We start from the raw sequence: 12,296 nt of genomic DNA, 5'->3' as shown, positions 1-12,296 counted from the left end.
AATGTTCGCAAGCTGCATCCGTGACATTTCCGAAGAGTTTCGGACGCCGGTATAAAGCATAATCAGGGTGGCCCACTGCTTCAGGCCATACTCCTGCGGTTCGTTGAATATATCGGCGCTGAAGATTTTCTTCAGCTCGTCTTTCGTAAATGGCAGGTAGGAGGCTTCCCAATGGGCCTTGCTTCCTGTGTCCACGCGAATGCCCTGCGCCGGATTGGTCTCGATATGCCCGTTGTTGGACGCCCATTGCAATACGGTCGTTAGATGCGAGAGCCACTTCATGTTGATCGTTTTCGGAGCCAGGGCCGCGTGCGGTTCTTTGCGCTTCTCATTCGCCTTGATGGCCTGCGGCAATGTTAGGCCGGGAAAGCGCATCGTGTAGCGCACCGGCGTTCGCAGGAGCGCGTTCTTGTAGTCGATGACGTCCTTCTTCTTGATGGCCGATACCGGCACATCATGCCCGACGAACTCGTTGAACATGCGGACGGCATTGCGGTGTTCTTCCATGGTCCGCTCGGCCAGAGACTGGCGACCTGCGCTGCGCTCCTTGTGAAAGGCCGCAAGGGCCTCGGAGAGTATCATGCCGCGCGCCAAAGTGGCTTCTGGGTCAGCGCCCGCAAACTCCGGGACCGGATCGGGGTCGGCCTGGGTCAGGAGCGGATGCTTGACGGCAGGGCCATTCAGCTTGCCTTCGTCGCGGGCTTCCATCTGGGCCAGAACTTCCAGTTGTACCTCCGCAAGCACACGGAGAAGCTCGGCGCGAGGGACGTCTGGCGCGCGGTTCTGCTTCGCGAGGTAGTCGGCGCCGTATCCAACGTCTCTCTCCGCTTCTTCGGCGCTAGCGGAGCCAGCCGCCACTAGCCGGAGGCTATTGGAGTACGCAGCGCGCGATTCGCGAAGGAACTCCTTCACGTCGGCGTTCATGATCTGTCCGCCCGCGTCGGGGGCTGCGGCTGCACGGCCTTGGTCGTCCACAAGGAGTTCTTCCCGATAGAACTCCTTTGCGGCGGAAGACAGGGTGGGCCGGTTGGCAGCCTCCTTCGCCACGAGATGTTCGCGGGCTTCGTCGAGCTGGGCGAAGAATCGGTTGATTACGGCATGTGCTTGCCGTTCGCGCGCTCTCGGCTCGGAAGGAAGGTCGGTCTCGCGAAGCTCGCGCTTGCCGATGATTGGTACCAGATCGTCCGGCACGACCATGCGGACGCACCACTTGCCGCGGATGTTCTGGACGTACTTCATGCCTGCCTCGTAACGCTGTTTTGTAACACCGTTTGTAGCAGGATTTGTGGCAGAGGCCCTTGGCATGCAGGAGTTTCCTGCATTTTCATGGCGCTAGAAGGGGGTGGGGTGAGGGGCTGGACCACTCGCCTTTCCCGCCGCTCGGTGCTTTCCGGCGGCACCGTGCTTGCCGCCTCGCTCGCCATGCCCGCAATTTCCCGCGCCGATGACCGCCCGGTCTTCACCCATGGCGTGCAGTCGGGCGACGTCACCGCGAATTCCGGCATGATCTGGACCCGCGTCAACACGCCCGCGCGGGTGATGATGGAGGTCTCCACCACAGAGAGCTTCTCCAATTCCGTCCGGCTGCCGCCGATGAACGCGCTGCCGGGCTCGGATCTCGCGATCAAGCGGATGGTCGACGGGCTGCCGTCGGACCAGGACATCTTCTACCGCTTCACGGCGGCCGACCTGTCCAGCCTGAACGCCGTCTCGGACCCGCTGGTCGGCCATTTCCGCACCGCGCCGTCCTCGCGCCGCTCGGTCCGCTTCACTTGGTCGGGCGACACCGCCGGGCAGGGCTACGGCATCGACGGGGACGGCATGCTGACCTATGCCACCATGGCGAAGCACGAGCCCGACTTCTTCCTGCATTCCGGCGACACGATCTATGCCGACGGACCGATGGAAGAGGAAACCGTGCGTGACGGCCAGCTGGTCTGGACCAACACGGTGCTGATCGACGAGAAGCGCAAGGTCGCCGAGACGTTGGACGAATACCGCGCCCAGTGGAAATACAACCTGATGGACGAGCATGTCCGGGTGCTCAATGCCTCGGTGCCGACCTTCTTCCAGTGGGACGACCACGAGGTCGTCAACAACTGGTCGGACAGCAAGGACCTCTCGGGCGATGACCGCTACACCGAGAAGAACGTCCGCGTCCTCGCCGCCCGCGCGGGCCAGGCCTTCCACGAGATGACGCCGATCAGCTACCAGCCAGCCGAGCCGGGCCGCATCTACCGCAAGATGTCCTGGGGGCCGATGGTCGACGTGTTCTTCCTCGACATGCGCTCCTATCGCGGGCCGAACACCGACAACCTGCAGGAGGCGATCAATGACGAGAGCATCTTCCTCGGGGCGCGCCAGATCGAATGGCTGAAGCGCGAACTGACGAACTCCACCGCCACCTGGAAGATCATCGCCGCCGACATGCCGATCGGCCTGGTGGTGCGCGACGGCGAGAAGTTCGAGGCGATCGCCAATGCCGATGACGGCGCCGCCAAGGGCCGCGAGCTGGAGCTCGCCGACATCCTGCGCTTCATCAAGGCGGCGGATATCCGCAATACCGTGTGGCTGACCGCTGACGTGCACTACACCGCCGCGCATTACTACGACCCGAACAAGGCGCAGATGCAGGACTTCAACCCGTTCTGGGAATTCGTCTCGGGGCCGCTGCATGCCGGCACTTTCGGGCCCGCGGCGCTCGACATGACCTTCGGGCCCGAGGTGAAGTACGTCAAGGCGCCGACCGACGAGCAGGGCCAGAACCTGCCGCCGTCGATGGGGCTGCAGTTCTTCGGTCTCGTCGATGTCGACGGGGCGACCCAGCAGATGAAGGTGCGCCTGATGGACCGCGCGGACAACGAGCTGTGGTCGGTCACGCTCGATCCGGAATTTTCCGCCTGAGGCGGCGCCCCGGCTGCCTGCGGAGGGCGGCCGGTTAGCGCGGATTTAAGGTTAATGCACTAGCCGGGGAAGCGCGCCAACCAGGGGAGCACTGCCATGCGCCATACCCGTTGCTGCTTCTTCGTGCTGACGGTCGTCGGCCTGGGCCTGATCGGGCTCGAAAGCCTCGCATTCATGTGACCGGACCAAAAAAGGCGCGCCTCCCTCAGGGGAGGCGCGCCAATTCTTTTCGACGGGGCGATCCGGTCAGGATCAGCCGCGGTCTTCCACGTCCGGCTGGGGCGTGGAGTCGCCGCTTTCGTCGTCCAGCGCAGCGGAGCCGATTTCGTCGAACAGTTCGGCGATCTCGAATTCTGCAGCTGCTTCGGCGATGTACTTGCCGTCGATCCAGTAGATCACGTCGATGCGCTCGCCGGTCCTGCCGGAATACATCTGGAGCTTTCGGATGTCGCCGCCGCCCCGGAGGAAGCCCGCTGCCTTGGAGTAGGTCGGAGCTGCCGCCACCGCGGTTGCGGCAAAGGCCCTGAGAAGTGCACGCCTGCTTACGCAGCTTTCGCTGTCGTTCATTGGTAGTCCCCGCTCGATCTGCCTCAATTGTTGCGACCGGCCGTTCCGGCTCAATTCGCATTCTGCCTAACAGCGAAATGCCATAAAATTGGTGAATATCCAAGAAAATAAGGCTGGGTTGACGGTAGGGGCATTAATCATGCGCGAAAATCCGCCGATGCTGACCTGATGTTAATTCCGGCCCTTGATTCTCCCGGCGGCGGGTCGCGTGCCATTTCCGCGACACTTTGCCGGGACGCGGCAAATTGTGATTTCGTTCCGGGGCGGCCGGCCCGATACCGTCGCGACAGCGCCGAAGACATGATTTCCGAGCCGGAGGACCCGATGCAGACCCCTATTTCCCGACCGATCCGGACCTGGCTGGCCGCGCTGGCCTGCGGCGCGATGCTCGCGGCCGGCGCCCCGGCGCTGGCGCAGGAGGGCGGTTTCGCCCCGCCTCCACCGGGCCGCCCTCGATCTCGACGCTCAGCAGGTCCTCCGCCTCGCCCCGCCAGCCGCCGCCGCGCAGCCCCGCCACGATCAGCGCCAGCACGTCGCGGCTGGAATAGGCCGAGCGCTCGAACCGCTCGACATGCCGACCAGGCTGTCGGAGCCCAGCGAGCTCTCCAGCTCGGCCAGCGCGCCGAGCGTCAGCTTCAGCACATGCGGGCTGCCGTCGAGCACCAGCCGCACCTCTCCGGCATAGGGGTTCGCCATCAGAGCGCCGTGAAGACCAGCGCGCCCGCGGAGGCCATCGACAGCTCGTAGGTCGCCTCGCCGTCATGGGTGCCCGCATACTCGATCGAGCTGATCTGGAACGGCCCCTCGACCGTGCCGAAATCCGGGATGATCACCTGGAAGGCGGGGATCTGCCCGTTGAAGAAGATCGACCGCGCCCGCTCGTCGGTGCTCTGGTCCTTGAACACGCCCGACCCCGAGATGCTCGCCGATTTCATCCCCGCGCCCGCCAGCAGCTCGCGCCAGCCGCCCGCGCTTTCCAGCGAGGTCACGTCGACCTGCTCGGCATTGAAGCTGATCCGCGTCGCGCGCAGCCCGGCCATGGTCTCGAAGCTGCGCGCCCCGTCCATGTCCACCTTGATGAGCAGGTCTTTTCCAGTCTGAGCCGCCATGGCTTCTCTCCATATGTTAGCTGTCTTCGACGATGGCGCGGAACCACAGGTCGATCCTCCGCCCCTTATTGCCTTCGATGCGCCGCGCCTTTGCCTTGCGGAAATCCAGCGACAGCAGCCGTCCGCGCTCCAGCGCCAGCGCCGCGCCGTCGAGGCGGTCCGACACTGCCCCGGCCGCCGCCTTGAGCTGCGCGAAGCCCGCCACCGTGCCGATCACGCTGATCGCCAGCCGGTGGGTGGTCACGCTGCCCGAACTGTCGGGACGCGCCTCGGCATCCTCGGCGCCGAGCGAGACATAGAGCTCCGGCACCATGCCCGCGGGCGGTGCGTCGAAGACATTCGACCCGACCAGCCCGGCAAGCGTCCCGTCGCCGCTCAGCGCCGCATAGACCGCCCCCTGCAGGGCCTTCGAGACGCCGTAGCTCATGCCACCGTCTCCTCGACCGCTTCGCAGCGCAGGTAGCAGCCCGCTGCATCGGCCTCGGCGACCGCCACCACCCGCCAGGCCCGCGCGCCCTCGCGGAAACGCTGGCCCGGCTCGGGGGGCGCTGCGGCGCCTCGCGCGCGGCTCCGCGCCGGGCGCAATCTTCCGGGCCCAGCCAGCAGTCGGTGCCCCCCGGAGCACGTCCGGCGCCGGGGGGCACCTGTCCGGCATCGCGGAAAGGCAGCGGTGCCCCGCAGCTGGATTGCCGGTTTGCGAACGCAGGCTTCGGTTTATTGCGCTGTTTCTCCGGCGGAGGCCCGCCTACCACATCCCCGGACTCGGCGCGAAAGGACGGCCATGAAAGACGACAGCACCCCCGGCTACCCGATCGAGGCGCTGATCGAGGCGCTCGGGCAGATCCGCTTCACGGTCGATCCCCGGCGCGTCCGGGTGAAAAGCGCCGACCGGCTCGACATGAGCCCGATCCTGTCGGAGGACCTGGCCGGGCGGCTCGCGGATATCGTCGTCTCGCCCGCATCGGTGGCGGAGCTGCGGCAGGTGATGGCGGCGGCGGCGCGGCTGCGCATCCCGATCGTGCCGCGCGCGGCCGGCACCTGCAACTACGGCCAGTCGGTGCCGCTGCGGGGCGGGATCGTCCTCGACCTTCTGGGCCTGTCGGGCATCCTGGAACTCGGCAGCGACCGGGTGCGGGTGCTGGCGGGCACGGTGATGGCAAAGCTCGACAAGGAGCTGCGGACCTCCGGCAAGGAGCTGCGCTTCATCCCCTCGACTGCGAAGATGGCGACGGTCGGAGGCAATTTCGGCGGCGGCATCGGCGGCATCGGATCGCTGGCCCATGGCTGCTGGTCGGATCCCGGCAACCTGATCTCCTGCAAGGTGATGACCATGGAAGAGGAACCGCGCGAGATCGAACTCGAGGGACTCGACGTGCTGCGGCCGTTCCATACCTACGGCGCGACCGGGGTGGTGACCGAGATGGTGCTGCCGCTGGCCCCGGCCTGGGCCTGGCAGGAGACGCTGGTCGCCTTCGATGATTTTCCGTCGGCGGCGCGGTTCGCCGCCGACCTGGCGCGGGCCTATGCGATCACCGCCAAGCTCGCCTCGGTGCAGGAATGGCCGATCGGCCGCGACGTGCACCAGTTCGCGCCGCATGTCCCCGAGGGCAGCACGGTGCTCCTGGCGATGATCGCCGATCACAGCTGGCCCGCCTTCGCGCAATGGGCGGCGGAGCGCGGCGGCCGGGTGCTGGCGCGGGCGCCCGAAGGCGAGGGGCCGTGGCGGCTGCCGATGTGGGAATTCGCCTTCGGCCACCTGATCCAGAACGTCCAGCGCAAGCGCCCGAAGGCGACCGTGATGGAGGGCTTCGTCAGCGGCGAGGACATGGATGCAAAGATCGCCCGCGCCCACGAGCTTTGCCGCTGCTACGGGCCGATGTTCGTGGAGTTCCTGCGCCTCGACGGCCGGCTGCAGGGGCTGATCTCGCCCTTCTTCGATTTCGAGAGCGACGCCCAGGCGGCCGAGGTCACCGAAGCGCTGCGCCGCGCCGGGGTGATGGTGCGCAATCCGCACACGACCACGGTGCGCGCGGTCGGCAAGAAGCGCATCACCGGGAAGGACATCGCCTTCAAGCGCGAGACCGATCCGCACGGGTTGATGAATCCCGGCCGGTTCGAGCCCGACGAAGCCGATGACGCGCAGGTCGGCGACAGCCTGCCGACCGACCGCCACGACCGGGGGCACGGCTGAGGCGGCCTGCCGGGGTCAGGCAGCGAAACGCGTGATCGAGAACGGGGCGAGCGGCGCCTGGGTGGCGCCGGTCGCGATCAGCCCGGCCATGATCTCGCCGACGCCCGGCCCCATCTGGAAGCCATGCGCAGAGAAGCCGAAGGCGTGGTAGAGCCCTTCGTGCCGCGCCGACGGGCCGATCACCGGGATGTCGTCGGGCATCCGCCCTTCGACCCCCGACCAGCTGCGCACGATGGCGGCGCCGCGCATCACCGGGAAGATTTCCATCGCGGTCTGCGCGGTCAGCCGCAGTTCGGGGAAGAGCATCTCGGACAGGTTCTCCGACGGATCGGCGCGGCCGCGGCGCCCGCCGCCGATCACCACCGTGCCGTTCGGCATCTGCTTGAAGCTCAGCGGCCGTCCCGCGGCGCCGACCACCGCATCGCAGAAGTGCGGCAGCCGCGCCGTGACCAGCATCATCGGCGCGATCGGCTCGACCGGGGCGGGTTCCCCCAGCAAGGCCGCGATCTGTCCCGGCCCAGTTCCGCCTCGTTCAGCGCGGCGTTCGCCATCGGTCTCGAACCGGTGGCGACGCGATGGCTCACCGATCACCGCCGCGAGCTTGTCTCTGGACGTCCAGCCTTCGGCATGCGCGTCGGCTTCGGGCAGAAGCTTTCCCTTCGCCCGCGCNGAGAACCGCCGCCTTTCGTTCCGGTGAATAGGCCACTTGTCATCCTGTCCTGCCCGCCTCGCTGCATAGTTTCAGATCGAACGACGGTGACAACTACCCTGCACGAGGGGGCGGGCGCGTGACGACAAGACTTCTACTTAGACCGCTATTCCAGGACGCTAACTCATTGTTTCCAATAGTGTCCGAGGTGCTGGTGTAATTTCGACGCCGGGAGCCGGCGGAACTGGAGGCCGCCGAGCTCGACCGCTTCGCCGATCTCTCCGAGCAGGTGCATCCCGCGTTTCCGGCGGGCACCCGCTTTGCCGAGCTGCGCGCGGTGATGACGCGGCTGCCGCTCCTCGATGCCGAGGCCGCCTCGCTGGCCCGGGCGCTGACCCAGTGGCATGCGAGCCACGGCTTCTGCGCGAAATGCGGCGCGAAATCGGACATGGCGCAGGGCGGCTGGCAGCGGCTCTGCCCGTCCTGCGGGACCGAGCATTACCCGCGCACCGACCCGGTGGTGATCATGCTGGTCACCCATGGCAACCGCGTCCTGCTGGGGCGCAACGAGCGCTGGCCGCAGGGGATGTATTCGCTGCTCGCGGGCTTCGTCGAGCCGGGCGAGGCGCCCGAGGCGGCAGTGCGCCGCGAGGTGCTGGAAGAGGCGGGCGTGCCGGTCGGACAGGTGCGCTACCTGGCCAGCCAGCCCTGGCCGTTTCCGACCCAGCTGATGACCGCCTGGGCGGGCGAGGCGCTGGACGACCGCATCACCATCGACCCCGAGGAGCTCGAAGAAGCCCGCTGGGTCAGCCGCGAGGAGCTGGCGCAGGCCTTCCGCGGCGAGCATCCCGAGATCACCCCCGCACGGCCCGGCGCCATCGCCCGCGCCGTGCTCGACCATTGGCTGGCGGACCGGCTCGGCCAGCTTTCCGCCGACGGAGACTGCAGATGAAGCTGAACAGCCGCGAGACCTATCCGGTCCCCGCCGGGCAGGCCTTTGCCGCCCTCACGGATTTCGAGGCGCTGACCGGGGTGCTGCAGGCGCATGGCGTGCAGGTCGCGGAATTCGCGCCGGGCTGGCCGGACGGCACCGAGACCCGCTGGCGGCTGGGCGTGGGGGTCAAGGGCATGCATCGCAGCGTCAAGCTGCATGTCGCCGAGATCCGCAGGGACGAGGGCATGACGCTGGCCTACGAATCGGACGGGGTCTCGGGCGAGGTGCGCGTCGATATCGAGCCGGTGGATGCGCAGAGCTGCGTGATTGCCTACCGGATCGGCGTCGAGGCGCGGGGCATCGCCGCCAGGCTGATGCTGCAGCCCCTGCGCGTGGCGCAGGGCGCGATGGAGCAGAAGCTGCACGGGCGGGTCGTGAAGTTCACCCGGGCGCGGCTCGGCCTCGGCTGAGCGCGGCGCGCGCCGGTGCAGCATGTAGGCGGGCACCACCGCCTCCTTGGCCATGCCGCCATGGCCCATCAGCCCGGCAAATCCCCAGTCGTCGCACAGATGGTAGTCGCCGCGCAGGCAGGCCGCGCAGGCCCCGCAGCGGTATTCCGGCTCGACCGCGACCCGGTCGCCCGGGGCGAATCCAGCCACGCTGGGGCCGGTCTCGGCCACCGTGCCGCAGAATTCATGGCCGATGACGAGCGGGGCCGCGGCCCCGCCCAGAGGATGCGGCTCCCCGACCGGGATCGCCAGCGGTCCTTCGGCATATTCGTGCAGGTCGCTGCCGCAGATGCCGCAATAGGCGACCTCCAGCCGGACCTCGCCCTCCGCGAGCGGGGCGTGATCCGCATCTGGAACGGCCGCGGCGGCCTTCTGGCCGTGGCGGAACCGGCGGCGGAACTGCGCGAGGGCGTCGTTCAGCTTTCCACCGGCGGCTGGTACGCCCCCGCGGAGCTGCCCGGGGCCGGGCTGACCTGCGTGAACGGCAACCCGAATGCGGTGACCTCGGATATCGGCGCCTCGCGGCTCAGCCAGGGCTGCGCCGGGCAGCTGTCGCTGGTCTCGGTCGAGCTCTGGCAGGGCGAGGTGCCCCCAGCCGTGCCACAGGAGGCGATCCTCCCGCGGCCGTGATCCGGGTCACGGAGGCGCGTGCATTTCCCGTCCGGGCGCGCTAGCCCGGGCGCATGGACCCGCCGGGCCTCCTGTCCGGCGGCAAGGTTGGACCCGGACCCGACATGACCCTGCTCGACATCGCGGCGCTGCTGCTCGTCACCGCCAGCGGCTTCGGCGCGCTGAACTACTTCTTCCTCCGCCTGCCGCATTCGATCGGCATCATGATGATCGCGCTGGCAAGTTCGCTGGTGCTGCTGGCGCTCGACCGGCTGGCGCCGGGCTTCGGCATCGCCGAACACGCCTCGGCCGTCGTCGGGCAGGTGGAATTCACCGAGACGCTGCTCGACGGGATGCTCGGGCTGCTACTTTTCGCCGGCGCGCTGCATGTGCCGATGGCCGAGCTCCGCCGGCAGGCACCGGTCATCCTCGTCATGGCGACGCTGGGCGTGGCGCTCTCGGCGGCGGTGATGGGCGCGGGGCTGAGCTGGCTCACCGGCATGCCGCTTCTGGTGGCGCTGGCCTTCGGCGCGCTGATCTCGCCGACCGACCCGGTCGCGGTGCTGGGCGTGCTGAGGACCGCGGGCATTCGCAAGGACCTGGAGATCCAGATCGCGGGCGAGAGCCTCTTCAATGACGGCGTCGGCTATGTCGCCTTCCTGATCCTCGTCGCGCTGGCCTTCGGCACCGGCCAGGACCACGTGACCGCCTCGGGCGCCGCGCTCCTCTTCCTGCGCGAAGCGGCGGGCGGGCTGGCGCTTGGCGCGGTGCTGGGCTGGGGCACCTTCCAGTTGATGAAGCGGATCGACGACTGGCAGCTCGAGGTGCTGATCACCCTGGCGCTGGCCTTCGGCGGCTACGCGCTGGCCGAGCGGCTGGGCGTCTCGGCGCCGATCATGGCGGTGGTCGCGGGGCTGCTGACCGGCGATGTCGGCCGCGCCTACGGCATGAGCGACGAGACCCGCAGCCATGTCGACGCCTTCTGGACGCTGGTCGACGAGGCGCTGAACGCGGTGCTGTTCTGCCTGATCGGCTTCGAGATCCTGACGATCACGCTCGATGCCGACATGGCGACGACGATCCTCATGTCGCTGGTGCTGGCCCTCGTTGCGCGGCTGGTGGCCGTGGCGGTGCCGCTGATGCTCCTGCACCCGTTCCGGCGGATGCAGCGCGACATGGTGCCGATCATGACCTGGGGCGGCATCAAGGGCGGCCTGTCGGTCGCCCTCGCCCTGTCGCTGCCGGACAGCGAATGGCGCCCGGTGATCCTGGCCTCGACCTACGTGATCGTGGTGGTCTCGATCATCCTGCAGGGGCTGACGGTCGGGCCGCTGGCGCGCTGGCTGGCCCGGCGCCAGGGCTAGATCCGCGGCAGCGCCTGGAGCTCCGCCATCGACATGACATGGCAGTAGATCATGTTGATCACGCGGAGTTCGTGCTCGTGCAGCTCGCTGGTGGCGGCGGCACAGCAATCCTCGACCACCAGCACCTCGAAGCTCTCGTCGGCGAGGCTGCGCACGGTCGAGGACACGCATTGATCGGTGAAGATGCCCGCGCAGATCACCCGCTCGATGCCCATGTTCGCCAGCACCATCCGCAGGTTGGTGCCCGTGAGCGCCGAGTCCGTGGTCTTCGTCACGACGATCTCGTCCGCCATGGGCGCGACGGCATCGGCGATCTGGCTGTCTTCGCGGTCCTTCGGCAAGAGCAGGTAGTTGAAGCCGGGCTTCTTCTGGCTGAGGGACCGGTCGCGCCCGTCCTCCTTCAGGCAGGCGATGCGGGCATGGATCACCTCCATCCCCTGCCGCCGCGCCCAGCCCTGAAGCGCGCGGGTGTTCGGCAGCACGGTGCCCTGCATCCGCGCGTGGAACGGCGCCCAGCGGGCGGCTTCGGCGGCGTCCCCGGGCACCTCAAGATAGGTGTTCTGCAGGTCGATGCAGAGCAGTGCCGTCTTCCCGGCATCCAGCACGATATCTGCAGGCTCCTCGGCGGTTTCGTAGTAGAAGCTGCGCCAGTCCGTCTTCCAGCCCATCAGATTTCCTCGATTGCTTCCAGGCTCTCGGGCAGTATCTGGCCGCCATCGACGACGATCTGCTGGCCGGTGACATAGGCGGCCTCGTCGGAGGCGAAGAACAGCGCCGCGTTGCCGATATCCTCGACCGCCCCGAGGCGTTTGAGCGGGATCGAAGCGGCCATGGTCTTCAGGTAGTCCTCGCCCAGATCCTGCAGGCCCTCGGTATAGATGTTGCCCGGCATCACCGCGTTGATCGTGGTGTTGTAGCGGGAAAGCTCCATCGCGGCGGTCTTCAGGAAACCGAGCTGCCCGGCCTTGGAGGCGCCGTAATGCGCCCAGCCGGGGAAGCCGGTGACCGGGCCGGTGATCGACGAGGTGACGATCACCCGGCCCTTGCCCGCCTTTTCGAAGGCCGGGATGCAGGCTTTCACGCAGAGGAAGGTGGATTTCAGGTTGGTCGCCATCACGCCGTCCCAGTCCTCCGGCGACATGTCGAGCATCTTCACCTGCGGGAAGATGCCGGCATTGGCGCAGAGGATGTCTACCCCGCCGAAAAGCTCGGCAGTGCGCTCGACCATCGCCTTGACGCTGTCCCAGTCGGCCACGTCGCAGGGCAGCCATTCGGCGGTACCGCCCGCCTCGCGGATCTCGGTCGCAGCCATCTCGGCGGCCTCCGCGCCGCGCGCGGCGATCATCACGCGCGCGCCTTGCGCGGCAAAGACCTTGGCGATCCCCTTGCCGATGCCTTTCGACCCGCCGGTCACGATGACGGATTTGCCTGCGATGGAAGTCAGCATGTCGGTTTTCCCT

Annotated in this window: 12 protein-coding genes and 3 pseudogenes; 5 read left to right on the top strand and 10 right to left on the bottom strand. The window is 67.7% G+C overall.

Going from position 1 to position 12,296, the window contains the following annotated elements; all coding sequences use genetic code 11:
• The coding region (locus tag C7T91_RS31225; RefSeq protein ID WP_145963096.1) for a site-specific integrase at positions 1 to 1,239 on the bottom strand (1,239 nt) is incomplete at its 3' end.
• A 108-nt stretch (positions 1,240 to 1,347) separates the two neighbouring features.
• Between C7T91_RS31225 and C7T91_RS31220 the strand changes: the two genes are divergently transcribed.
• Positions 1,348 to 2,904, top strand: a complete 1,557-nt coding sequence (locus C7T91_RS31220; RefSeq protein WP_236638635.1) for an alkaline phosphatase D family protein — start codon at positions 1,348 to 1,350, stop codon at positions 2,902 to 2,904.
• Between the two features lie 351 nt (positions 2,905 to 3,255).
• Here C7T91_RS31220 and C7T91_RS31215 read toward each other — a convergent pair.
• The 5 genes and pseudogenes from C7T91_RS31215 to C7T91_RS33105 form a co-directional block, all read right to left on the bottom strand.
• Positions 3,256 to 3,471, bottom strand: a pseudogene (locus C7T91_RS31215) (Tat pathway signal protein); the annotation flags it as partial.
• Between the two features lie 334 nt (positions 3,472 to 3,805).
• A pseudogene (locus C7T91_RS31210) lies at positions 3,806 to 4,167 on the bottom strand (gene transfer agent family protein).
• Positions 4,167 to 4,580, bottom strand: a complete 414-nt coding sequence (locus tag C7T91_RS31205) for a phage major tail protein, TP901-1 family (protein WP_108263671.1) — start codon at positions 4,578 to 4,580, stop codon at positions 4,167 to 4,169. The pseudogene C7T91_RS31210 and the gene C7T91_RS31205 overlap by 1 nt, the downstream one beginning before the upstream one ends.
• Before the next feature lie 16 nt (positions 4,581 to 4,596).
• Positions 4,597 to 5,007, bottom strand: coding sequence for a DUF3168 domain-containing protein (locus C7T91_RS31200; RefSeq protein WP_108263670.1), 411 nt, complete (start codon positions 5,005 to 5,007; stop codon positions 4,597 to 4,599).
• A complete protein-coding gene (locus C7T91_RS33105) occupies positions 5,004 to 5,165 on the bottom strand; it encodes a hypothetical protein (protein WP_161556187.1) in 162 nt (53 codons plus the stop codon). Before C7T91_RS33105 ends, C7T91_RS31200 begins: the two co-directional genes overlap by 4 nt.
• A gap of 196 nt (positions 5,166 to 5,361) precedes the next feature.
• On the opposite strand from C7T91_RS33105, the gene C7T91_RS31195 reads away from it, so the two are divergent.
• Positions 5,362 to 6,771 carry an FAD-binding oxidoreductase gene (locus C7T91_RS31195; RefSeq protein ID WP_108263669.1) on the top strand — a complete coding sequence of 470 codons (1,410 nt, stop codon included), beginning with the start codon at positions 5,362 to 5,364 and terminating at the stop codon, positions 6,769 to 6,771.
• A gap of 15 nt (positions 6,772 to 6,786) precedes the next feature.
• On the opposite strand, the gene C7T91_RS31190 is transcribed toward C7T91_RS31195, so the two are convergent.
• The gene (locus C7T91_RS31190; protein WP_269102797.1) at positions 6,787 to 7,362 is read right to left on the bottom strand and encodes an NAD(P)/FAD-dependent oxidoreductase; all 576 of its coding nucleotides are present in this window, start codon (positions 7,360 to 7,362) and stop codon (positions 6,787 to 6,789) included.
• A 347-nt stretch (positions 7,363 to 7,709) separates the two neighbouring features.
• Here C7T91_RS31190 and nudC point away from each other — a divergent pair, with 347 nt between their 5' ends.
• The gene (nudC, locus tag C7T91_RS31185; RefSeq protein ID WP_330848918.1) at positions 7,710 to 8,372 is read left to right on the top strand and encodes an NAD(+) diphosphatase; all 663 of its coding nucleotides are present in this window, start codon (positions 7,710 to 7,712) and stop codon (positions 8,370 to 8,372) included.
• Positions 8,369 to 8,824 (top strand): SRPBCC family protein, encoded by a 456-nt coding sequence (locus C7T91_RS31180; protein ID WP_108263667.1) that lies wholly within the window; start codon positions 8,369 to 8,371, stop codon positions 8,822 to 8,824. The genes nudC and C7T91_RS31180 overlap by 4 nt, the downstream gene beginning before the upstream one ends.
• A 72-nt stretch (positions 8,825 to 8,896) precedes the next feature.
• Here the strand turns inward: C7T91_RS31180 and C7T91_RS40280 are convergent.
• Positions 8,897 to 9,139 (bottom strand): annotated as a pseudogene (locus C7T91_RS40280) (alcohol dehydrogenase catalytic domain-containing protein); the annotation flags it as partial.
• Between the two features lie 458 nt (positions 9,140 to 9,597).
• On the opposite strand from C7T91_RS40280, the gene C7T91_RS31165 reads away from it, so the two are divergent.
• Positions 9,598 to 10,836: a cation:proton antiporter gene (locus C7T91_RS31165; protein WP_108263666.1), complete on the top strand. Its 1,239-nt coding sequence runs from the start codon at positions 9,598 to 9,600 to the stop codon at positions 10,834 to 10,836.
• On the opposite strand, the gene C7T91_RS31160 is transcribed toward C7T91_RS31165, so the two are convergent.
• Both C7T91_RS31160 and fabG read right to left on the bottom strand, forming a co-directional pair.
• Positions 10,833 to 11,504 carry a cysteine hydrolase family protein gene (locus C7T91_RS31160; protein WP_108263665.1) on the bottom strand — a complete coding sequence of 224 codons (672 nt, stop codon included), beginning with the start codon at positions 11,502 to 11,504 and terminating at the stop codon, positions 10,833 to 10,835. The genes C7T91_RS31165 and C7T91_RS31160 overlap by 4 nt on opposite strands.
• Entirely contained in the window at positions 11,504 to 12,283 is a 780-nt protein-coding gene (gene fabG / locus C7T91_RS31155; protein ID WP_108263664.1) for a 3-oxoacyl-ACP reductase FabG, read from the bottom strand. Before fabG ends, C7T91_RS31160 begins: the two co-directional genes overlap by 1 nt.
• Positions 12,284 to 12,296: the final 13 nt, after the last annotated feature.

The organism is Mangrovicoccus ximenensis, assembly GCF_003056725.1.
Taxonomy (GTDB): Bacteria; Pseudomonadota; Alphaproteobacteria; order Rhodobacterales; family Rhodobacteraceae; genus Mangrovicoccus; species Mangrovicoccus ximenensis.
Note: the sequence above shows the minus strand (reverse complement) of the source record. Positions and strands in the feature narration are given on the sequence as shown.